This window comes from Halobacillus halophilus (assembly GCF_020171985.1).
GTDB lineage: Bacteria > Bacillota > Bacilli > Bacillales > Halobacillaceae > Halobacillus > Halobacillus halophilus_A.
This window is the reverse complement of sequence record NZ_JAIVAL010000003.1, coordinates 187,250-208,714: the sequence shown is the minus strand read 5'-3', so window position 1 is coordinate 208,714 and position 21,465 is coordinate 187,250. Positions and strand designations below refer to the sequence as shown.

The following is a 21,465-nucleotide window of genomic DNA, read 5'->3' as shown; positions in this document are numbered from 1 at the left end:
GAGATAACATAAAACATAAAGCAAAATTGGCTGGTTTAAGTCCTTAAATACCGGACTCAAACCAGCCAATCAGCTTCATTATAAACTCTAACGTTCAGGGTCACTCCCTGGACGGGAGCTTTCAAGCCTTATTTTTCAGAGCGCAGGGGTGGACCATATTCATTCAGGTCTCCGTTGTTTAGGTCATCGACGTGTTTGTAAAGAATATCGTCGATTTCTTTTAGATCATCGGATGAAAGGTTCGCTTCATCCGCACCCTTTACGCCTTCCACTTGTGAGGGTTTACGTGCGCCCCAGAGGACGAAGTCTGTACCGGATTCATGGTCCATCAACCAGCGCACAGCAAGCTGAATCAAATTCAGATCCCGTTTATCCGCAAATTCCTGCAATTCTTCTACTGCATCGATGAAGGCAGGGAAACGGTCGCCCTGGAACAATTCGATATTGCTGCGAAGGTCGCCATCCGGGAACGTTGCATCTTTCGTATATTTACCGGTCAACATGCCGTGAGCGAGAGAGCCCCAGGAAAGTGTGGCGATATCATGCTTGTGGCAGTAATCGAACCAGTCGATCAGATAGCGCTGCAGCATGTTCAAGTGCATCTGGGATGTATGGATGGGGGCGTATTTCTGCCATTCGTCCATTTGTTCCGGACTGAAGTTACTGACACCGATCGCACGAATCTTCCCTTCATCGAAGAATTCTTTCATCTTCTTCGCGGTCGCTTCGATCGACTCATCCGTGTCCGGCCAATGGATCTGATAGACATCGATGTAGTCGGTCTGCAGACGATTCAGGCTGTCGTTCAATTCTTTCTCCAGACGCTCAGGCCTTGAATCACGGAACGCCCCGTCATCACTGAAGTTAATGCCTGCTTTTGTAGCGAGAACCAGGTCTTTACGATCTACAGGTGATGTCTGTATAGCTTTACCTACCAGTTCTTCTGATAGGCCCTCACCATAAGCAGGCGCTGTATCTATCATTGTAACTCCTCTGTCGATTGCTTCTTTGACTGTCTGTATGGAAGCTTCTTCATCTGTACCTCCCCAGCCGGAGCCTCCGATGGCCCACGTACCGAGAGCGATGCGTGTCGCTTCTACATTGCTTTTACCTAGTGTTCGTTTTTCCATAATGTAAAACCTCCTAGAAATTCTGGTTTTCCCCGTGAAATGGAAAAGGAAACATGGTAGAAAGATATGGGAACAAAACGAAACATAAATGAATCTGAAACGTAAGGAAAGGGGAGGTGGGAGAGGTAATGTTAATTGGAACTTTTCCTTCATAGTGCATCATACATATAAATAGCTTAGTTTAAGGGGGAAGAAATGAACAAACTAATTTTGCATATTGAGGGACTAGCTGTTCTGCTAGTATCTGTATTTACCTATTCTCTATTGGATTTTCCTTGGTGGATGTTCTTCGTTTTTTTATTAGCCCCAGATATATCGATGCTAGGATACATGATCAATAATATAGCTGGTGCCATAACGTACAACATCTTTCATTCCTACATCTTACCTTTACTCATTTCAGTAGTAAGTGTACTGATTTTAAATGATTTATTGTTGACGCTTAGTATAATTTGGTGTGCTCATATTGGGATGGATCGATTGCTAGGTTACGGATTAAAATATAAAACCAAATTTCAAGACACACATTTGCAACGGGTTTAGTAAACTTAAGAGTATTGGATTTGCTCTTTTTTTGCACCAATGCGGTATTTTCGATTGGTTTTAGTTGAATAGCCAAAAAAACTTCCAAAATTGGAAGTTTTTTTAGTATGATCAACAAATCTGCATTAAAAGCTTATATTTTTCCAAAACCGCAACCATATAATTAATGATATCTCGTCATGATAAATAGAGAAAAAGTAAAATTTGTAGCCCTGTTGTAATTTTTCTGAAAAAAATGTAAACTTTTAATTGATGAAAGCGTTATCTATTGGTTTGCCAGTCTTCAGAACTATAGGCAGACCAGCTTTAAATCAATCGAAATTACATAAATATGAAGGAGGCAAAAAATGAAGAAATTATCCTTATTCAGTTTCATCATCCTTATCGCAATGAGTATGCTTCTTGCTGCTTGCGGCGAAAGCGGAAATGGCGGCTCTTCTAGCAGCGACAATGGTGGGGACGGCGGCGAGTCTGGCGGAGAAGCTAAGACGAACTTGACCATGGGAACCGGCAGTGTCGGTGGCGTTTACTACCCACTTGGCGGGGAGATGGCTAACCTCCTAAAAGACAAGATTGACATGGAGGGTTTCGATGTAAGTTCTGTTGAATCTGGAGCTTCTGTCGAGAACATCGCTAAAGTACAAGCAGGTAAATTTCAATTGGGTATTGCTCAAAATACAACGATGATCAACGCAGTTGAAGGAACAGGCAACTTCGAAGGCAAGGACGTTGGCAAAGTAGGCGTTATCGGCTCTCTATATCCAGAGGGACTTCAGGTTGTCACGCTAGGAAACACAGGTATCGAATCTATTGAAGATCTTAAAGGGAAAAAAGTAGCCGTCGGGCCTCCAGGTGGAGCGACGCGTGAAGCAGCTGAACTTGTCCTTTCTGCATATGGACTTGAAGAAGGCGACTATCAAGCGTTTGAAGAAGGATTCGGAGATGCTAAAAGTAAACTGCAAAACGGTACAATTGATGCTTCCTTCGCTGTTGTAGGCGTGCCATCTTCTACAACTGACGAATTGCACGCGGCTACAAAAGACGTGAAATTCCTCAATATCGAAGGAGATGCTCTTCAAAAAGTAACAGATAAAAGTCAATATGAAGCCTATACTATGGAGCCAGGGACTTATGATTGGCAAGAAGAACCTGTTCAAACCATTACAGCGATGGCGCTTCTTATTGGTTCAACCGAACAAATCAGCGAAGATCTTGCATACGAAATGACGAAAACTTTATATGAAAATGCTAATGAGATGACAATAGCGCAAGCGAAGTTGATTACGAAAGATAATGCTCTAAAAGGGGCAAAAGACCTTCCCCTACACCCAGGAGCAGAGAAGTATTTTAAAGAAGCAGGTATTATTGAATAAATCTGCAATGAAAAGAACCGGACAAATCTATGTCCGGTTCTTTCACCTTATATTTTAAGTGGGGAAACGGAGGAGAGACCCTTGACTACAACAGATACCAAAGAAGTCGACAAGCAAGAACTCATGTCTAAATATGATAAAGAAAGTAACTTCCGAACAAATTTAGGGATTTGGGGATGGCTGACACTCCTCCTAGGAAGTGCTTTGACCATTTTCCAATTGTACACGGCCTATCGCGGCGCATATGTATCCATGATCCAAGGTGCTATCCACCTTGGTGCAGGACTATGTTTAGTGTATCTCCTTTATCCTATCAAATCCTCATGGTCAAAAAGAAAAGGCATTCCCTGGTATGATGTTATTTTAGCGGGAGCTGCCCTTTATACAAACTTCTACATCATTCAAAACTACGACCGGTTAATTAATGATGCCATTATATTCGGATTTACGTATATGGACCAAATCGTAGCAACAGCAGGTGTGATTCTTTTATTGGAAGCGACTCGCCGTGTTGTAGGTCTGCCAATTGTCATCATCGCAATTCTTGCACTTTTATACGGCCTATATGGGAACTTCATCCCTGTTATCGGACATGCGGGAAATGACTGGCCAACACTCGCAACGGAGATGTTCTTTAGTTCAAGCGGCATTTTTGGAATACCGATACAAATTTCATCTACTTATATTTTCTTATTTCTCTTTTTCGGGGTCATTTTGGTCAAAACGAATATTGGACAGTTTTTTAACGACATCGCTCTGCGTCTAACAGGACGTTACACTGGAGGAACAGCAAAAGCTGCTGTTGCAGCAAGTGGACTCCAGGGAATGGTAAGTGGTAGTTCTGTCGCCAATACCGTCGGATCTGGGTCATTTACGATTCCAATGATGAAAAATGCTGGTTTTAAGCCACACTTTTCCGCTGCAACGGAAGCCTCCGCTTCTACTGGCGGACAATTGATGCCCCCAATTATGGGAGCTGCCGCTTTTATCATGGCTTCTTATACAGGTATTCCTTACAACGACATTATCGTAATTGCCATTATTCCAGCCATCTTGTATTTCAGTGGTGTGTTCTTAGGAACTCACTTCGAGGCTCGTAAACAAGGGATTCGTGGGTTATCAAAAGAAGAACTGCCAAAAATGAGTAACCTGGTGAAGCGACTGGACTTGTTCCTACCGCTTGTTATCATTATCGGATTCTTATTGATCGGATTCACTCCGACATATGCAGCGTTATTCGCCATCGCAGCAGCATTCTTAATCAGCTTTTTACGTAAAGACACGAGGATGTCTTTTAAAGGTATTATCTATATCCTTGAAGAAGGTGCCCGAGTAGCTTTACCCGTTATTGCAGCGTGTGCGACAGCAGGAATTATCGCTGGAACTGTAACTACGACAGGTCTTGGGCCAAAGATCGCTGGAGGAATTATAGATCTAGCTCAAGGGCAATTCTTCCTTGTTATGTTCTTTACCATGATTGCGTGTATCATCCTTGGAATGGGATTGCCAACTACCGCGAACTACGTCGTGACAGCAACCATGGCTGCACCAGCCTTGTTAGCCTTTGATGTACCTGTCATTGCTGTACACATGTTCGTATTCTATTTCGGTATTGTAGCCGATATTACACCTCCTGTTTGTTTAGCCGCTTATGCAGGCGCAGGAATAGCTGGAGCTAACCCGATGAAAGCTGGAGTGACTGCAGTCAAACTCGCAATTGCTGCATTCATTATTCCTTATATTTTCGTCTCCCAACCGATTTTATTACTCCAAGGCGACGCTAACTTCCTGAACGTAACAATTGGCGTTACGACAGCAATGTTAGGAATGGCGAGCATTAGTGCCGCCATGATTGGTTATTTTGTTACTAAGGTTAATTGGCTCGAACGGATTGTTATGATCGTAAGTGGGTTGATGCTTGTTTATCCGAATTACATTATTTCATTCGTTGGTCTAGCCATTTTTGCTGGAATAGCCGTCTATCAGGTGATCCGAAGCAAGAAAGATGATTCTGATAAACAGCAGATCATGACTCATAATAACTAGCATAAGAGTGGGCTCACGCCCGCTCTTTTTTGTTCTTACAATAGATTGATATTGCTCTTGTTATAGAGCTATAAAAAAAGAGCTCAGGGTGATTCCCCTGAGCTCTTTTGCTATTAAATTCATTATTTACGCTTTCACTAGAGCTTCCTTGCCATAGAAAGAAGCTTTAAATAGATCTTTCATTTGCTCTAGGGAAGTTTCACGCGGGTTGGTGCCTGTGCATGGATCGTCCATAGCATTTTCCGCCATAGTATCAAGATGCTTGTTGAACTCTTCTTCAGATACACCATAGTCCTGAAGAGTAGTAGCAAGACCAAGGTCTTTGTTCAGTTGATAGATATACTCAACAAGAGAATCGGTCAATTCAGCGTCGTTATCTCCTTTCAGGTTCAGACGACGGGCAATTTCAGCGAAGCGATCTTCCACTACTTCACGGTTGAACTGGATCACGTACGGCAGGTAAATCGCATTGGCATAGCCATGCGGAATGCCGAACGTCGGGCCACTCTTGTGAGCGAGGCTGTGCACGTTACCGAGTACAGCGTTCGCAAAGGCCATGCCTGCCATTGCTTGAATGGTGTGCATTTTCTTAGCGGCTTCCTGATCGCCTTGATAAGACGCAAGCAGGTTATCTTTAATCACTTCAGCTCCGCCTAGTGACAGAATATCCGTGTACATCGTACGCGGTTTCGCTACATACGCTTCGATGGTATGCGTGAATGCGTCCATACCTGTATAAGCAGCGATGTGCTTCGGCAGTTCTTCGATCATAACCGGGTCGATAATCGCAACATCCGGTGTCAGTTCAAAGTCCGCTACTGGATATTTCACATTTGTCGTTTCGTCGGCCACAACAGAAAGGTTGGATACTTCAGAACCACTTCCGCTTGTTGTTGGAATACCGGCGAATTTCGCTTTGCTGCGAAGACGCGGCAGTTCAAATGGTTTAATCGCATCTTCAAAAGCAAGATCAGGATGCTCATAATAGAGCCAGATTGCTTTGGCAGAATCCATGGCGGAGCCGCCACCGATGCCGATAATCCAGTCCGGCTGGAATTTCTCCAGATCTTTCGCACCTTGTTTCACGACTTCAAAGGTTGGCTCGCTGTCGAAGCCTTCCAGTACTTCTGTTTCTATATTGGCTGCTGCCAGGTGTTCCTGTACCTTGGAAAGGTTGCCGTTACGCTTAACAGAACCTCCTCCAATGACAAGTGCGGCCTTTTTACCTTCAAAAGACTCTAACACTTCAAGTGCATTCTCTTCGAAATAAATATCGCGTGGAATTGTAAAACGACTCATAGTAAAAATAGCCTCCTTAAATTGGCGTTATGGTTTATCGTTTCTGTTTGAAAAAGCTGCCCTTGCCGTTCATCGGAGGGCAATGGAAAATTATATTCCCAATCCTTGATTATATAAAACCTCTTCGAAGGTCTGCAGGGTATCTGGGAAGTTTTTTCTATGGAGAAAGTAACTTCCACAAGTGAGGGATTCCCTTTGTGTTTTCATTTAAACATGTGGATGTATTCTGCAGGTATGAAATCACGGGGAGGCTGTAAGCAGCATATTGGTTCTGGATGACAGAATTATATAAAAATTTGTTTTTTATGTAAAAAAATGGGGTAAATAGAACAGGATACGTACATAAAGAAGCAGCATCCAAGAAGGGTATCGTGATTTATTCACCATAGAACCTGCAGCATGGTAATGATGAACAATCAATTATCGTGAAAGGATGATGGTAACGTGCCCGAGAAATTATTTAAGGTGGATTTGAACAAGACGATGGATAAGCAGGATGTACCGGGACACAACCGGTGGCATCCGGATATTCCGGCTGCTTTTTCTGTGAATCCTGGAGAAACGTTCCGGATGGAGTGTCTGGACTGGACGGATGGACAGATTAAGAACAATGATGATCCTTCTGACATCCGGGATGTGAACCTGGAGCGTGTTCACGTGTTGAGCGGCCCGGTCCATGTGAACGGAGTCGAGCCCGGTGATTTGCTGGTAGTGGACATCCTTGATATTGGTACATTTAGTGCTCATGAATGGGGATTTAACGGCATCTTTTCAAAAGAGAATGGCGGAAGTTTCCTGACAGAGCATTACCCGGAAGCGGCGAAATCGATTTGGGATTTTCATGGGATTTATGCAACTTCCCGTCATGTTCCCAACGTGAAGTTTGCCGGGATCATTCATCCCGGTTTAATTGGTGTTGCGCCTTCTCAGGAGATGCTTGACGAATGGAACCGGAGAGAAGAGGAACTTGTGGAGCAGAATCCAAATCGAGTGCCTCCACTTGCCAATCTTCCAACCAGAGAAAGTGCTGTACTTGGAAGTTTACAAGGAGAAGAGTTTGAGAGGGTGGCTAAAGAAGGTGCTCGTACAGTGCCGCCGCGGGAAAATGGAGGAAATTGTGACATCAAGAATCTTTCACGCGGTTCAAAAGTTTATTTTCCGGTTTTTGTAGATGGTGCGAAGCTATCAGTGGGGGATCTTCATTTTTCACAAGGAGATGGAGAAATTACCTTTTGCGGCGGGATCGAAATGCCGGGCTGGATTGATTTACACGTAGAAGTTATCAAAGGCGGAATGGATAAATATGCAATTAAAAAGAATCCGGCTTTCCGTCCCGGTCCAATGGATCCTCATTATAATGAATACATCGTGTTTGAAGGCGTTTCTGTGAATGAATTTAACGGAAAGCAGACGTACTTAGATGCTAATACGGCGTATCGCAATGCTTGTTTAAACGCGATTGAATTTTTGAAAACACAAGGATTCAGCGGCGAACAGGCGTATATGCTGTTAGGATCTGCACCTGTCCAGGGGCATTTGGCAGGAGTCGTCGACATCCCGAATTCATGTTGTACCATAGCTTTACCGAAAGATATATTCACAAAAAATATCCTTCCTGAATAAATGGAGGTTCAATGATGCCTAATTACTCATTCGCATGTGATACATGCGGAGAATTTACATTATGGTTTACTCGGATGAACGGTGCCCAGACAGCTCACTGCCCTGAATGTGAAGGGGAAGCGAAGCGGATCTACCACGCACCTATGGTTCAAAGAATGGATGCAAAGGTGAAAAAGCGTGTAGAAAGAGGGATGGAACCACGGGTTGTTACACGTGACCAGATGCCGAGTGCCAAGCAGAAGCGTCCTACTGCAGCAAGACCCTGGCAGGCGGGGCATTAGAATTAATGTCTTGAAAGCTTATCATAGCTTTCAAGACATTTTTTTGTAGGGGTTTCTAAGCTGTTAGTGGGAATATTGTTTTTTTCACATTGCCTGCCTATGTTTACTTTGGAATAATAGAGTGAGATCAAGAGAGCTAGGGCCAACTAACTGTTTGGACCTGTTAAAGGCTGGGAGGGGTTATTTGGTATTTGTCTATATATCAGCTTTCATTTTGTTAGTCGGGGGCTGGGTTTGGTTTATTTATCTCAAAGAGAAAGAAAAACAGTACTCGATTTTAATTTTAGTCTCGATGTCATCACCTTTTCTATTGTTTTCTGCCGCAATTAAACTTGCTGAAAATACAGGCAGTAACAGTGGAATTATTAACTCATTCTTCCTTCTAGTGATTCTGTTAGCGAACAGTATGCTGTTATGTTTAATGATCTTTCTAGTATCTTTAAAGAAAAAATGAAGTACGATCACATCGAATTGACGGGGAGTCAGGGTGGCGATGTAACAGGGGGGGGGTTGAGAGTAAGGTATGAACTAAGGAAAAAAATTAAAGATCTGCTCATTTGAAGCGGACAGGTATGATGCTCCAACGATGGTGTACTTTACACCATGGGCTGTATACATAGGAAAGAGTACCTTATACATGGTTATAATTTCCATGCGGGTGCGAATTTGATAAGCTGAATAGTAAATATGTTTATTGATGAAGCAGTCATGAATTGATTCTTATATTGGAGTTAGTTATGAGGGGGATATGAATGTTGACGAAGAGGAAAACCCCAGCCGGGAAGTGGTTTGTTTCGTTAGGGTTATGGATTTTTGCTGCTGGATTTGCGTTTAGTGATGTTATTGGAATGGAAGGCACGCCTCGTTTACTAGAATTGGCTTCCGTCCCCCTGATCATCATCGGATTATTGATGGTAATCCTATCTAATTTCTTTAATAAGAAAGGTTCAGATATTACTAGTTGAGGCTAGATCAAGGTTCAAGTTGCAGGAGGGTTTGCGTGAAAGGAAATAGTTGGCTTAGTTATTGGTCCATATCGCTAAGTATCATCCCTATAATCGTGTTCTATGCAGCCCTCTATGGCTATATTAGAATCCATTTCACCTTACTGGTTACGTTGTTATTTATCATTCTGGCTCTGTCGGTAGTTCTGGGTATCATCGGCATTGAAAAGAATTCTGGAACAAAGCTTATGATTCTGGCGGGTTTAGGTACAGTAATTGCTATTATGTCCTGTATTTTAATCGTATCTATGTTATTGATGTCGCAAATGGCTTAATTTAAAATTCTAGAAGAATTTGACCTTTTTTAGGAGGGGTAAGATCAATAGTATGGTTGCAGGACAGTTGGTATCGATGTTTGTATTTGTCGTTATTCCGCTTTTGTTCCTTACGCTCATCGTATTATTAGTAAATGTAAAAAAACGATTAGAGAATATAGACAAGAAACTTACTAATATGCCTCCGGTTGAAGAAGGAAGAAAAAAGGGGAATACCTCATCATCCTAAAAGGAGGAAAATTCTTTGAAAAGAAAGACAGCAGCTCAACTATTCGTTTTTATGATAGGTGCTTTACTGTTTATTTTTTCTATTGAACTTCCTGTGCTAGGTTTTAAGAAATTAGAGTTCATAGAGGAAACTTCAACCCGCCAGGTGATTAGTTACAATTGGTATGGTAAGAAAATCAGTGAACAGACCTTTCACGGCAAGCCTAAAGAAGCCCTTAACCTATTTCAAAAGCAGGACAGGCTTCAAAAAAATCAAGTGCTTATCGTTGTATTTGCCCTTATGACTTTGGCGCTATGGTGGAGCCGGGAGAAAAAACGTTACATATATGGCAGTGCTTTTCTATTTATCCTCTTTGTAGGGATTAATATTATATTGGTAAGCCGATTTAGTTAGAGTACGTTTTAGAACTAACAACGTGAGTAAAGATTTATATTTTTTACATAAGATTAAGGGTCGCAGCAACGCTTGGTGCTAATGCGGGAGCAGAAAGATTCAATTGAAATCTGCGGAAACAATATGACGATATTCAGGAGGCTGCCATGACTACAAATATTTATATGGTGCGTCACGCTCATTCTACCTATACACCAGACGAATTAAACAGGCCGTTATCAGCGGAAGGAACAAGGGAAGCGGCTAAAGTTAGCGAACGACTTATAGAAGAGAATATCGAGCACGTGATCTCGAGTCCTTATGCAAGGGCCATACAGACTGTTGAAGGATTAGCTTCTGCTCTCGGACAGGACATTCACATAATGGATGGTTTCAAAGAAAGGAAGTTAATAGAGGGAGGAGCGGATAACTTTGAAGAAGCTATTCAAAAGGTTTGGGCTCAGCCAAGTTTTGCTTGGGAAGGCGGAGAATCAAATGTGAATGCCCAGGAAAGAGGCATTAGAGCCTTGAACAACGTATTAGAAACATATGAAAATCAAAATGTCGCCATCGGTACGCATGGTAATATTATGGTTCTCACCATGAATTACTTGGATAACCAATATGATTATGAGTTTTGGAAGAAGCTTTCGATGCCAGATATCTACAGACTTTCTTTTGAGGCTGATCAGTTCGTAGGCTGTGAGAGAATATGGAAGTAAACTTCCTGATTTAGAGAATAGGTACGATTGTTTTCTCTATTCATTTTTTGTATATGATTTTTACTAATTTCGAATAATGAATTGACGAACCAGAGGTGTATGATAGAATGTTATCTAATTAACATTTGAATATTAAGAATTTTCTTATCTAGAGAGGCAGAGGGACTGACCCTGTGAAGCCTCGGCAACCGGCTGATTCATGCACGGTGCCAATTTCAGAGGAAGGCGAAAGCTGTTCCGAAGATGAGAGAGCAAGTGGTATCCATAATATGGTTACATAAAGCCCTTCTCTCATCGTGAGTGAAGGGTTTTTTATTTTTTGAAAAAGGAGGGCAGGAACAGGTTGAATACAAAACCCTGAAAAAAAGGAGGATGGCCATGTTTTTAGCGATGATGGTTTGGGTGGGAACGATGATTTTTTCCTTCCTATTAGGTACTTTTCTCTGTTACAGAGTGGAAAAATCAGGCGTGAAACGGTGGGGAGCCACTGGACGAATCTTTAAGTATAAATAAGCTGGCAGGAAGGAAGTTACTGACAAATGATATGGTATATTCTCGTATTTAGTTTTTATGTTTTATTTCTTATATGGGCAAATGTAAAAAGTCTTAAAAAAGCAGAGTCGATCGATGATTATACAACGGGTGGACACCGAATGGGGCTTCTGCTTGGAATCGGTACCACAGCAGCGACATGGGTAAGTGTGGCATCTGTCATAGGAGTCCCTGGTTATTTGTATAGCTCAGGGGTAGCGGCTGTCATTGGCTGGGTAGCCGGCTGGTGTTTTGGTGGAGCCTTAATCCCAATTGTTGCTTACAAAATCAGAAGACCTGAAAAACCGGCCAGAACGTTTCCGGAATTTATTAGACATAGGTTTGAACCCTTTCAGAAGAAAAGTACATTGCAGGCGATTGTTGGTATATTAATGTTTATCGGTTATTTGCTTCTCGTCAATATTCAGGTGACTGGATTTGGGATTGTTTTTTCAAGTATTACGGGCATTGATTATAAAATTGCGATTTTCGGATTCCTATTATTTATCTTAATTACAAGTGTGGGCGGATTCTGGTCTGTAGCCGCCACAGATACCTTGAACACGATTCTAATTATGGTCGGCGTATTACTTGCGAGCGGTGTGGTCTGGTCGCTGACGGGAGGAATCGGCAGTATATTAGATACCCTGGCGACGACTACGGCACCGACGAATGTAGGAGGGCCGGAGCTTGAAGAGGGAATTTTACTGTCTCCTTTTGGAACGTTTGGTATTGGGGCATTACTTTCCATTTTTATATCAAATTCGTTAGGAACCCCTTCGTCTCCTCACTGGGTCACGAGGATGCTGGCTCCTCAAAATGTCAAAGTGGCGATTTTACAGGTCCTGGGTACGATTGTTGTGTTGATTTTCATTATGACGCCACTGATCGTGATTGGTCTCGGGGCAAAAGTTCTCGTGCCGAGTATACCTGTCGATAAAACGACGGACTATATCATCCCTTTAGTTATCCAGCAGTACACGCCGCCTATTATCGGAGGCATTACGCTGGTAGCTATCTGCGCAGCCGCCATTTCCACGGCGAATTCGATGCTTCTTCACTGCGCCACATCTCTTTATTATGATGTGTACTTGAACATTGCTCCGAAAAGAATCAGTGAGAAGAAGTTTAAGAACTGGCTTCGCTTCAGTATATTTGGAATTGCAACTGCAGCCGTTCTATTAGCTATTAATCCACCATGGTTCCTGGCTATGGGCTTTGTCTATGTGTACGGCGGTTTTGGTGCAGCATTTTTCCTTGTTGTGTTCTTGGGGCTGTATTGGAAGAGGATGAATCGGGCAGGAGCTTATGCCGGAATCATCATCGGGGCTGTGGTGTATGTGGCAGCGAAGGCCATGGGGTATGGACTGCCATTTGTCATCGCGGTTACGGCATCATTGATTGGAGTGCTTATTGCCGTTTACTTTACGAAAAAAGCACCGCTTGAGGCCTATGAACCTTACTTTGAGGCGGACATCAGTGATTCTACCAGAGAAGTGCTGGAGAAGATGAGGTCCACGACTCAGGAGGAACCTGAAGGGAAAAATGAGCGTTCCCATACAGGGTAGAGTTATAGATAGAAGGAGGAGCTGCCTGCAAAAGGCAGCTCCTCCGTTTCTTTATGCTGGGGAAATTTGTTCAATGAATTCAAAGCCTTACTGAGCCGTATAGCCGCCATCCACGAGCATATTGGCCCCAACCATAAAGGATGCGTCATCACTCGCAAGGAAACTGACCGCTTTGGCAATTTCCTCTGGACGGCCGAGGCGTCCAATCGGATGAGCTCCCGCGAGACCCTGGCGCATCTCATCATCCGCGTTTTCTAAGATTGCCGTCTCAACGTATCCTGGGCATACCGCGTTTACGCGTATGTTGTTTTTCGCATAGGTGACCCCTAATGTGCGGGTAAGGTTGACGACGCCGCCTTTAGCGGCTGCGTAAGAGGTTACTGAATCCTGGCCAACGTGTCCCAGAATCGAAGCGTTGTTAACGATTGCTCCGCCGTTTTCCTGTTCAAGCATTTGCGTGATCGCATATTTGTTGGATAGAAACACGCCGTTCATATTTACATCCATGAGCTTTTTCCATTCTTCATAGGAAAGCTCGTGCGCAGGGGTGGCATCTCCAATGCCGGCATTCGCAAATAGAATATCCAGTGAACCGAATGTGCCGACGGCCGTCTGCACCATATTCTTAATATCTTCCTCAGACGTGACATCCGTTTTTTGGAACACGGTTTCATATCCCTGGTCATTTAGCTGGCTGGACAATTCACTTCCCTGTTCGTTCAAATCGGCAATCACTACCTTCGCGCCCTGTTCGCAGAAATCCTTCACCGCTGCTTCGCCAATCCCGCTAGAACCACCTGTAACGACCGCAACTTTACCTTGTAATTTCATGCTACCCCTCCTATTTTTTAAAAAGAACCAGTCTATATTTTCCACTATTGGAAAAGGGTAAAACTAGAGGGGCGGAAAGTGCGAATGTTCATTTTGGGGGATGGGATTGGGTGCACGAGGTTGAGGTAAAAAAGTAGTAAGTATTACGTTTATTTCAATTATGTGAAATAAACTCATTTTTTCTCTAATTATGTTAATATGTGGAATATGACGCTGCTATCAGCTGTAGAAGATACATAGAGTTGTAGATTGTGCGAAATATTCATACAAGGAAGTGAGTAACGTGAAAAAAGTAAGCCTGCTTTTCTCTGCCATTCTCCTGGTCTTTTTCCTAATCGCTTGTACAGAGGAGAGCTCTTCCACAAGCACCGATCAGATTGAGAAAGAAGATCCTTCATCTGAGGAAGCTTCCTCAGATAAGCAGAAAAAAGATGAATCTTCAGAAGAGAAGAAGAAAGAAGAAAAGAAGCCGAAGCAGCCTTATCAGCCGATCGAGCCGGCTGAAGATGCCCAGCCTCTGAAAGAGAGTATGTCGGAAGAACAGCTTGCGAAGATGCCGAAAGTCGAAGCGCATGGAGGCGAACGCGAACGAATGATTCCAGTGGGCCAGACCCTCGTTAAAGGAGCCGAAGACAAGACCGATGGCCCGTTAAAGGATCATCGACTGGTCGCTTACTATGGACACCCGAACTCGACCAATATGGGGATTCTCGGGGAAATGGAACCCGATGCTCTTATGAAAAAGTTAAAAGAACAGACGCAAGCCTATTCGAACGCTGATCCCGAACGTCCCGCTATTCCAACCATTGAGCTGATTTCAACCGTCGCTCAACGAGATCCGGGTTCAGATGGAAAGCACTATACCCGAACACCGCCTGAACATATTGATGAGTATGCCAAGCTCGCTAAAGAAAACGATGCTTTACTGATGCTTGATGTTCAGCTCGGAACAGATTCTGTCCTTCACCAGGTAAAACTGCTTGAGAAATGGCTGAAGCTTCCGTATGTCCACCTCGCCATTGATACCGAATTCCACGTCGAGGAAGGGGAAACCCCGGGCATCGATCTTGGACAGGTAAATGGAGCGGAAGTGCAGGAAGCGGTCGATTACCTCTCGAAGCTCGTCGAAGAAAACGACCTGCCGGATAAGATTGTGCTTGTGCACCAGTTTATGGATGAAGCGCTGACGAACAAAGAAGCTATTCAGCCTACAGATAATATAGAAGTCGCCTTGAACTATGATGGGTGGGGGCCTGCCTCAACGAAGATGTCGCTCTATCGTAAGTTCGTACGGAATGAAGCGGTCCAGTATGGCGGATTTAAAATCTTCTATAATAAAGATGAACCTGTCTTAACTCCGGAAGAGGTCCTGACGCTTGATCCTAATCCGGCGATTATTAATTATCAGTAATATAATTCCTTGAAAAGAAGCGATGGAAAAATTCTGTCGCTTCTTTTGGCATTTTTAAGAACAGAAGTCTTCTCAGAGACAGTATAGTCATTGTTTTGACAAAAAATTTAAAAATTACTGAATATTTACTGTGGTTTTATTTGTCCTTAATTAAGGATCGATATAATGGGGTCGATCAAAATTAAGGAGGTTTTCAAGTGAATTACCAGAAAAAAGCGGCATACTCTGTTTTAACGACTGCTGCTCTCTTCACATCCATTCTGCTTCCGTCTCAAGCCCAGGCGGATGCCCCTTCATCCGATGCAGTTTCTCCTGTTTCTTCCGTCATGAGTTATGAAAAAGGGGAAGAAACGTTGAAAGTTAATAAGGTGGCGAATTTCTCCAGCGGAGCAGCATTCGCGGAAGGCGGAACAGAGATTGCGCAATATGATCCTTCGTCTAAGCGGTTATTTTCGGTGAATGGAGCTGAAAATGCCGTGGATATTGTGGACATGTCGGACTTGAAACAAGGTCAATCAGAACCGAAAGAGCTGCCTTTGATGAAGCGTGTCCAGCTTGAAGACTTGAGCGGAGAACTATCCAACGTGTCCGGTATTACCAGTATAAGCCTGCATCCAGAAGGTGATTATGTAGCGGCTGCGGTACCTGCTGACCCTGAGCAAGATGATGGATATGTTGTGTTTATGGACAAGGATGGCCAATATATCTCACATGTTTCTGTAGGTGCTCTCCCGGACATGGTGACATTTACACCGGATGGCAATAAGGTTCTCGTGGCAAACGAAGGAGAACCTAGTGAAGATTATGAAACGAATCCTGAGGGCTCGGTGTCGATCATTGATGTAACGGGTAACGTAGACGAATTAACCGAAGAGTCTGTAAAGAATGTTACGTTTAAAGACGCTCCCATTGATTCAGATATCCGTAAAATGAATCCGGATAATACGTATGAAGAGGATCTGGAGCCTGAGTATATGGTTGTAGAAGAAGATGGAAAGACGGCCTATGTCGTGATTCAGGAAAATAACGCTGTAGCTACCTTGGATATCGAAACAGGATCCTTCACTGAGGTGAGATCCCTTGGTTACAAGGATCATTCCTTAGAAGAGAATGGCTTTGATGCTTCCAATGAAGACGGTGAAATTAATATTCAAGAGCACCCAGTACTCGGTATGTACCAGCCGGATGGAATTGCCCTTTACGAGAAGAATGGCAAATCTTATCTGCTGACCCCGAATGAAGGGGATGCCCAGGATTATGACGGTTATTCAGAAGAAACGCGGGTAGGGGATATCGCGGATCAGTATGATCTGAATGCCGACCATTTTGAAGGGTACACGCAGAAAGAATTAGATCAGTTAGTGGAGGATGGTTTATTCGATGAGGATCAGCTGGGCCGTTTGAAGACAACGATTTCCGCTCCTAAGAACGAAGATGGAAAATATGAAGCCGTTTATGGCTACGGGGCGCGTTCTTTTACCATACGTGATATGGATTCCATGGATGTAACCTATGACAGTGCCGATGAATTTGAACAGGTGATTGCAGAAGTCGAACCGGATTTCTTTAATACAGACAATGAAGAAAATGCGTTCGACAATCGTAGTGATGATAAAGGTCCTGAACCAGAAGCGGTCGTAACAGGAAGTGTAGGAGATAAGGATTATGCCTTTATCGGACTCGAGCGCCAAAGTGGTGTGATGGTGTATGATATAACGAATCCTGAAGAAGCTTCTTTTGTTAAATACTTTACGACTCGTGATTTCTCTGAGGACAAGCCTGCGGGTGACGTTGGTCCTGAAGGTCTTCAATTTGTAGAAGCAGATCAAAGCCCGAGTGGAGAACCACTCCTGCTCGCTGCTCATGAAATCTCCGGTACCATTGCTGCCTACGCACTTACAAATTCAAACGATGGGGAACATAAAAGCGATGATAGGAGTCATGATGATGTACATGTAGTAGAGAAAGGGGACACTCTTTCTGAGATTGCTGTAAGCTATGGTATGCACTGGCATGAACTGCAAGACATTAATAAACTGGACAACCCGCATTTGATTTACCCGGATCAGAAGATTGAACTTAACCAGGAGGAAGAGGAATCATCTAAGTAACTGTAAAATCCTCTCCACCAGTTTATGGATGAAGCGCTGACAACATAGCTATTCAGCCTACAGATAATATAGAAGTCGCCTTGAACTATGATGGGTGTGGGCCTGCTTCAACTGTTTTAATTCCAGAAGAGGTCCTTACGCTTAATCCTAATTCGGTGATTATTAATTATCAGTAAGAGATACAGCCATGGAGGGAAACCCTTCATGGCTGTTTTCATATCGTTGGTCCGTGGTTTATCTATGTACCCTCAGTTAAACAAAACGTTTCCAAGTAAACCGACAAGAATCAGGAGTATGATGCCTCCGAATAGAAAATAACCGATCAATCGTATCGGTAATGGAAGTTTGCCTTCACTTGGTTTAGGATAGCCTTCAATTTTCTGCTGATGGTCTATCGCATCGTTAAATGGGTCATCATCTTTCTTGTGATCAGACACAGTTATCAACTCCAATTCCTATATTTCACACAATCTTTAAGAGGTGAGTGGAAGTCGCGCGCCTCCCGTCTATGCGCTCACTTTCCTGCCATTCATGATATAAAATATGATGTAGCTTATCAGCAGGATGGCTAAGTAAAATAGCTCAGGATATTGCATCTGGATCCCCTCTAAACGCGGGTCCCCAACGTTAAAGAAACTGAATAGGAAATTTGAAAGTAGAAAAAGGATCAGCGTAGCCCAGCTTTGCACGACTGCTTTTTGTTTGATCCATTCTTTGCGCTCGTCTTCTTTTGGCTTAAATATAAAGCCTTTACTGCCAGATAACCACCCTACAACAGCAAGCCAGATAATGGGTACCACCAGGTTTGTTAAAAATAGACTCATTTCTTTTTCCCCTCCCGTTTATTATGGTGAAAATATTTGATCTACTGTGGTTCCTAAATGCTTCGCAATATTAAAAGCGAGCTGTAAACTCGGGTCGTACTTATTGTTTTCTATGGCGTTTATCGTCTGCCGGCTCACTTGGCAGAGAGATGCGAGTTTTCCCTGGGAAATCCCCAACCTCTCCCTTAATATCTTAATATCATTTTTCAAACTCTTATCATTCCTTTTGGCTATAAGTGTCAAATATGTTTTACAGTTTGATGGTAATAAAAACCAACGCAGGTGTCAAATACTTTTGACACCTGCGTTGGTTTAATGCAATGGGGTGCTCAGTAAGCTAAAATGATTCGATTTCCTGATGGATCGCTGGTGACCAGTTGCTCATCAACCGTCTCCGTCACGTATCCCAGCTGCTTCAGACGCTGCGCCCTACGATCTCTTATAGCTTGAGTAGGGAACAGCAAGGTGTATTGCTTCAGGCCGGCACTTTTATCGTAAACAGGCGGGGTGTCTGTACCCTGCCAGGTGTTCAAACCCAGATGGTGATGATAGCCATTAGATGATAGGAACAACGCCTTGTTCAATTGATCGGAAGTAATCTCGAAACCTAAGCCATCACAATAGAAGTGGCGGGCCAGGTCTAAGTCATGAACGTGAAGGTGGATATGTCCCATAATGGTTTCGGCGGGCAGACTGTGCCATTCTTCTCCGTTCAATTCTTTAAGAAGGCCAGTGGAGTCAAGGGGATCTACGGTCATAGCCACTTTTTCATCATGCCAAGTCCACGTTTTGGAAGGACGATCCCGATAGATTTCGATTCCATTGCCGTCGGGATCATTTAAGTAAAGTGCTTCACTAACAAGGTGATCGGCTGCGCCGAGTCGAATCCCGCGGTCAGAGAGGTGCTTGAATACGTTGGCTAATGAGATCCGGTCCGGTAAAAGAAGGGCAAAGTGATAGAGTCCGGCGGCAGCTTTCCCTTTTGGCTGAATAAAAGAAGGCTGTTCGAGCGAGAGGAGAGCCCGAGTGCCATCAGCTGATAAAACGGCTTTATGGTCAGATCGTTCGATGACCTGAAGTCCAATGACCTCCGTGTAAAACTGAATCGATCTTGTTAATTCCTGTACGTTTAATTCTACGGTTCCTACATAAGTGGATGGAGCTTGGAAAAATGCTGATTCCATGATATAAAGCCTCCTTTGGTCTAACTTAGTCCACGTTTCTGAAGTTTAATAAGCGGAAAGAAGAGGACCTTTCTTTAGAGGTATTATGTCTTTATAGGACAGATGTGGCAAGAAATACGCACTTAAATATATATGAAGCCCTGGCGAATAAAGGATAATACCTCCTATATTAACCATTTAATAGAAATCCAAATATAGAATTACCTAAGAAGAAAGATGTGATTCTGGCTCGTAAAAATTTTGTCGATTTTTTTAGAATTTCCATGATTACCAAATATTTCTTAAGGGTATTTATGATTCATGAAGATGGAGGTGTTTCTTTGAATGAAAGAGAAAAATTAGAGAATCGAATTGAAATTCTTAGAGAACAGTTGTATGCAGCCTATATAAAAGAAAAGGATTATAAAGAACTTCTTAAAATTTCTCAGGAACTTGACGCTTTATTGAATGCTCTCAGAATATTCGAATAGAAGTGTTTATTTCTGTTTTTAAATATAAAAGCCCTGACTCTTCAGCCAAGGCTTTACCATCGTTATATCTTCAGTCGTCTCTTACGTCTTTTTTTGATGGTTTCTCAACCATAACAGGTTAAGGAGAAGCAAGATAGTAATATAGGGTATATTTAACTTTATTGTAATAATATGTATTAGGAAATGAGTATAAAAATCCCGCTCGAAAAGGAGCGGGATAAAAGAAGAAAAGTCCCTGAATAAGTGTATGAAATTTATTTTACTGACTTATGAGTTTTTAGTTTCTGTAAAAGATTCTTATCCTTCAGTGCAATCTCCCGTTCACTCCACTCCCACAAGTTTTCCGCCAGGGTTTTATCTTTTTGCCAGTTTAGAACGCTCTGTTATCTTCCGTTTATAAAAATATTCTCCACTTACCTCAAGGTCTGGAAAAGTAGCTAAATAGACAGCCGTATCTGCCCCTTGCTCCGGCGTTTGGAAAAAGGGTCTCAAAACAGAATGGATCGTTTTGCCGAAGCCCGTCTCCCGGTTTATTCCAAGACTCGTACTGACAGCCCCGGGGTGGACACAGTTTGCCTTGACGGAAGTATTCTGGAGGAGTTCGTCTAATTTCATGGTAAACAGGATATTGGCAAGTTTCGATTGGCCATAGCCCTTCATGACACTGAAGTTATTCGTTAGATGGGGATCGTCGAAATGGATTTTCCCGGCTTTATGAGCACCGGAAGATACGGTGACAATTCGTCCCTGCTCCGAACGCTTTATTTTTTCAAGCAGGAGATTCGTCAATAAGAAGTGCCCGAGGTGATTAATCCCAAGCATGCTTTCGAAGCCATCTGAAGTAGTCATTCGCTTCGTGGTGACCACGCCCGCGTTGTTAATGAGAGCATCGAGTTTGGAGAATCGATCGTTAAATGCTTCAGCAAACTGCCGGATACTCTCGAGAGAACCCAGGTCGCAAAGCATCAGTTCTACATGTTCACGGTTACTTTGCTGCTTCGCTGTCTGCAGCGCTTCTTCCCCGCGCTGCTCGCTGCGGCAGAGCATTACCACATAATAATCTTTTTTCAAAAGCTCGACGGTAGTGGCGAGTCCCATACCGGAATTGGCACCGGTCACAAGCGCTATTTTGCTTGGTGATTCGTTAATGGTAGTTTCGTGTTCATGATTTAGCATTAGACATTCACCCATTCTTTTGATTTATTTTTAAGCTTACTTGAATCTGGTAATGATCGTAATTCGAAGATCTTAAGGGAGAGCTAGAGAGATAAGTATGGCTGGAAAGAACGAACAACTATGCTTCTGAGGCTTTAACTTTCTTCCATTGTGAATGAATTTCAAACAGAGAAAACAATAAGATTACCCACAAAAAACTATTATCAAAGGCTAATCCAGACGATGATTGACCTCCTAAAAGTGTAAGTATCCCGATTAAAAACAGGATATAGGTGGTCGAATAAATTTGCCATTGCAGTACCTTTTTAGCATCAGTGTCTCTGTATTTCTTGAAAATCAAACTAAAGAAGAAAAACGCTAAAAAGAGTGCTATAGGAACCCCTTTTGGAATCGTCTTCCCAAGTGGCAGATGAGGGAAATAATCATAAACGAATAAGAGTGTAAAAACCAATAGGATAATGA

General features: G+C 43.0%; 22 protein-coding genes, 1 pseudogene and 1 riboswitch. Of the genes and pseudogenes, 15 read left to right on the top strand and 8 right to left on the bottom strand.

Annotated elements, in window-relative coordinates:
* Positions 1–128: 128 nt before the first annotated feature.
* Positions 129–1,130, bottom strand: a complete 1,002-nt coding sequence (locus tag LCM11_RS07950; protein ID WP_224893711.1) for an aldo/keto reductase — start codon at positions 1,128–1,130, stop codon at positions 129–131.
* Positions 1,131–1,325: 195 nt separating this feature from the next.
* On the opposite strand from LCM11_RS07950, the gene LCM11_RS07945 reads away from it, so the two are divergent.
* From LCM11_RS07945 to LCM11_RS07935, 3 genes are all read left to right on the top strand, one after another.
* Positions 1,326–1,673 carry a DUF4260 domain-containing protein gene (locus tag LCM11_RS07945; RefSeq protein ID WP_224893710.1) on the top strand — a complete coding sequence of 116 codons (348 nt, stop codon included), beginning with the start codon at positions 1,326–1,328 and terminating at the stop codon, positions 1,671–1,673.
* A gap of 347 nt (positions 1,674–2,020) precedes the next feature.
* Complete coding sequence (locus tag LCM11_RS07940) at positions 2,021–3,046, top strand: TAXI family TRAP transporter solute-binding subunit (RefSeq protein WP_224893709.1); 1,026 nt, start codon at positions 2,021–2,023, stop codon at positions 3,044–3,046.
* Positions 3,047–3,169: 123 nt separating this feature from the next.
* Positions 3,170–5,092: a TRAP transporter permease gene (locus LCM11_RS07935; protein WP_224893831.1), complete on the top strand. Its 1,923-nt coding sequence runs from the start codon at positions 3,170–3,172 to the stop codon at positions 5,090–5,092.
* A gap of 126 nt (positions 5,093–5,218) precedes the next feature.
* On the opposite strand, the gene LCM11_RS07930 is transcribed toward LCM11_RS07935, so the two are convergent.
* On the bottom strand, positions 5,219–6,391 hold the full coding sequence (locus tag LCM11_RS07930; protein ID WP_224893708.1) for an iron-containing alcohol dehydrogenase: 1,173 nt from the start codon (positions 6,389–6,391) through the stop codon (positions 5,219–5,221).
* Positions 6,392–6,835: 444 nt separating this feature from the next.
* Here LCM11_RS07930 and fmdA point away from each other — a divergent pair, with 444 nt between their 5' ends.
* From fmdA to LCM11_RS07890, 9 genes are all read left to right on the top strand, one after another.
* Positions 6,836–8,014: a formamidase gene (fmdA, locus tag LCM11_RS07925; RefSeq protein ID WP_089749664.1), complete on the top strand. Its 1,179-nt coding sequence runs from the start codon at positions 6,836–6,838 to the stop codon at positions 8,012–8,014.
* A gap of 14 nt (positions 8,015–8,028) precedes the next feature.
* Entirely contained in the window at positions 8,029–8,295 is a 267-nt protein-coding gene (locus tag LCM11_RS07920) for an FmdB family zinc ribbon protein (RefSeq protein WP_224893707.1), read from the top strand.
* Between the two features lie 184 nt (positions 8,296–8,479).
* Positions 8,480–8,749 carry a hypothetical protein gene (locus LCM11_RS07915; RefSeq protein WP_224893706.1) on the top strand — a complete coding sequence of 90 codons (270 nt, stop codon included), beginning with the start codon at positions 8,480–8,482 and terminating at the stop codon, positions 8,747–8,749.
* A gap of 298 nt (positions 8,750–9,047) precedes the next feature.
* Entirely contained in the window at positions 9,048–9,260 is a 213-nt protein-coding gene (locus LCM11_RS07910; protein WP_224893705.1) for a hypothetical protein, read from the top strand.
* 35 nt (positions 9,261–9,295) lie between these two features.
* Positions 9,296–9,574: a hypothetical protein gene (locus LCM11_RS07905; protein ID WP_224893704.1), complete on the top strand. Its 279-nt coding sequence runs from the start codon at positions 9,296–9,298 to the stop codon at positions 9,572–9,574.
* Positions 9,575–9,818: 244 nt separating this feature from the next.
* A complete protein-coding gene (locus LCM11_RS07900; RefSeq protein ID WP_224893703.1) occupies positions 9,819–10,196 on the top strand; it encodes a hypothetical protein in 378 nt (125 codons plus the stop codon).
* Between the two features lie 146 nt (positions 10,197–10,342).
* Positions 10,343–10,897 (top strand): histidine phosphatase family protein, encoded by a 555-nt coding sequence (locus LCM11_RS07895; RefSeq protein ID WP_224893702.1) that lies wholly within the window; start codon positions 10,343–10,345, stop codon positions 10,895–10,897.
* 141 nt (positions 10,898–11,038) lie between these two features.
* Positions 11,039–11,147: riboswitch (SAM riboswitch) on the top strand.
* Positions 11,148–11,275: 128 nt separating this feature from the next.
* Complete coding sequence (locus tag LCM11_RS20385; protein WP_263622418.1) at positions 11,276–11,410, top strand: hypothetical protein; 135 nt, start codon at positions 11,276–11,278, stop codon at positions 11,408–11,410.
* A 26-nt stretch (positions 11,411–11,436) separates the two neighbouring features.
* Positions 11,437–12,996, top strand: a complete 1,560-nt coding sequence (locus tag LCM11_RS07890) for a sodium:solute symporter family protein (RefSeq protein ID WP_224893701.1) — start codon at positions 11,437–11,439, stop codon at positions 12,994–12,996.
* A gap of 87 nt (positions 12,997–13,083) precedes the next feature.
* On the opposite strand, the gene LCM11_RS07885 is transcribed toward LCM11_RS07890, so the two are convergent.
* Positions 13,084–13,827 (bottom strand): SDR family NAD(P)-dependent oxidoreductase, encoded by a 744-nt coding sequence (locus LCM11_RS07885; RefSeq protein ID WP_224893700.1) that lies wholly within the window; start codon positions 13,825–13,827, stop codon positions 13,084–13,086.
* Positions 13,828–14,110: 283 nt separating this feature from the next.
* Between LCM11_RS07885 and LCM11_RS07880 the strand changes: the two genes are divergently transcribed.
* Positions 14,111–15,238, top strand: coding sequence for a hypothetical protein (locus LCM11_RS07880; protein WP_224893699.1), 1,128 nt, complete (start codon positions 14,111–14,113; stop codon positions 15,236–15,238).
* A 197-nt stretch (positions 15,239–15,435) separates the two neighbouring features.
* Positions 15,436–17,349: a choice-of-anchor I family protein gene (locus tag LCM11_RS07875; RefSeq protein WP_224893698.1), complete on the top strand. Its 1,914-nt coding sequence runs from the start codon at positions 15,436–15,438 to the stop codon at positions 17,347–17,349.
* Between the two features lie 248 nt (positions 17,350–17,597).
* On the opposite strand, the gene LCM11_RS07870 is transcribed toward LCM11_RS07875, so the two are convergent.
* The 4 genes from LCM11_RS07870 to LCM11_RS07855 all read right to left on the bottom strand — a co-directional run bounded on the left by LCM11_RS07870 (position 17,598) and on the right by LCM11_RS07855 (position 19,357).
* A complete protein-coding gene (locus LCM11_RS07870; RefSeq protein ID WP_224893697.1) occupies positions 17,598–17,786 on the bottom strand; it encodes a hypothetical protein in 189 nt (62 codons plus the stop codon).
* Positions 17,787–17,855: 69 nt separating this feature from the next.
* Positions 17,856–18,173, bottom strand: coding sequence for a hypothetical protein (locus tag LCM11_RS07865; RefSeq protein WP_224893696.1), 318 nt, complete (start codon positions 18,171–18,173; stop codon positions 17,856–17,858).
* Between the two features lie 21 nt (positions 18,174–18,194).
* Complete coding sequence (locus LCM11_RS07860; RefSeq protein ID WP_412098136.1) at positions 18,195–18,416, bottom strand: helix-turn-helix transcriptional regulator; 222 nt, start codon at positions 18,414–18,416, stop codon at positions 18,195–18,197.
* 86 nt (positions 18,417–18,502) lie between these two features.
* Positions 18,503–19,357 carry a VOC family protein gene (locus tag LCM11_RS07855; RefSeq protein ID WP_224893694.1) on the bottom strand — a complete coding sequence of 285 codons (855 nt, stop codon included), beginning with the start codon at positions 19,355–19,357 and terminating at the stop codon, positions 18,503–18,505.
* 320 nt (positions 19,358–19,677) lie between these two features.
* Here LCM11_RS07855 and LCM11_RS07850 point away from each other — a divergent pair, with 320 nt between their 5' ends.
* A complete protein-coding gene (locus LCM11_RS07850; protein ID WP_224893693.1) occupies positions 19,678–19,827 on the top strand; it encodes an aspartyl-phosphate phosphatase Spo0E family protein in 150 nt (49 codons plus the stop codon).
* A 254-nt stretch (positions 19,828–20,081) separates the two neighbouring features.
* Here the strand turns inward: LCM11_RS07850 and LCM11_RS07845 are convergent.
* Positions 20,082–21,003, bottom strand: a pseudogene (locus LCM11_RS07845) (SDR family oxidoreductase).
* Positions 21,004–21,465 lie beyond the last annotated feature (462 nt).

Coding starts and splice junctions, on each gene's coding strand:
- LCM11_RS07855 (WP_224893694.1), bottom strand. CDS start 19,357: ATGGAATCAGCATTTTTCCAAGCTCCATCCACTTATGTAGGAACCGTA.
- LCM11_RS20385 (WP_263622418.1), top strand. CDS start 11,276: ATGTTTTTAGCGATGATGGTTTGGGTGGGAACGATGATTTTTTCCTTC.
- LCM11_RS07935 (WP_224893831.1), top strand. CDS start 3,170: ATGTCTAAATATGATAAAGAAAGTAACTTCCGAACAAATTTAGGGATT.
- LCM11_RS07865 (WP_224893696.1), bottom strand. CDS start 18,173: ATGAGTCTATTTTTAACAAACCTGGTGGTACCCATTATCTGGCTTGCT.
- LCM11_RS07940 (WP_224893709.1), top strand. CDS start 2,021: ATGAAGAAATTATCCTTATTCAGTTTCATCATCCTTATCGCAATGAGT.
- LCM11_RS07910 (WP_224893705.1), top strand. CDS start 9,048: ATGTTGACGAAGAGGAAAACCCCAGCCGGGAAGTGGTTTGTTTCGTTA.
- LCM11_RS07885 (WP_224893700.1), bottom strand. CDS start 13,827: ATGAAATTACAAGGTAAAGTTGCGGTCGTTACAGGTGGTTCTAGCGGG.
- LCM11_RS07930 (WP_224893708.1), bottom strand. CDS start 6,391: ATGAGTCGTTTTACAATTCCACGCGATATTTATTTCGAAGAGAATGCA.
- LCM11_RS07920 (WP_224893707.1), top strand. CDS start 8,029: ATGCCTAATTACTCATTCGCATGTGATACATGCGGAGAATTTACATTA.
- LCM11_RS07895 (WP_224893702.1), top strand. CDS start 10,343: ATGACTACAAATATTTATATGGTGCGTCACGCTCATTCTACCTATACA.
- LCM11_RS07890 (WP_224893701.1), top strand. CDS start 11,437: ATGATATGGTATATTCTCGTATTTAGTTTTTATGTTTTATTTCTTATA.
- LCM11_RS07950 (WP_224893711.1), bottom strand. CDS start 1,130: ATGGAAAAACGAACACTAGGTAAAAGCAATGTAGAAGCGACACGCATC.
- LCM11_RS07945 (WP_224893710.1), top strand. CDS start 1,326: ATGAACAAACTAATTTTGCATATTGAGGGACTAGCTGTTCTGCTAGTA.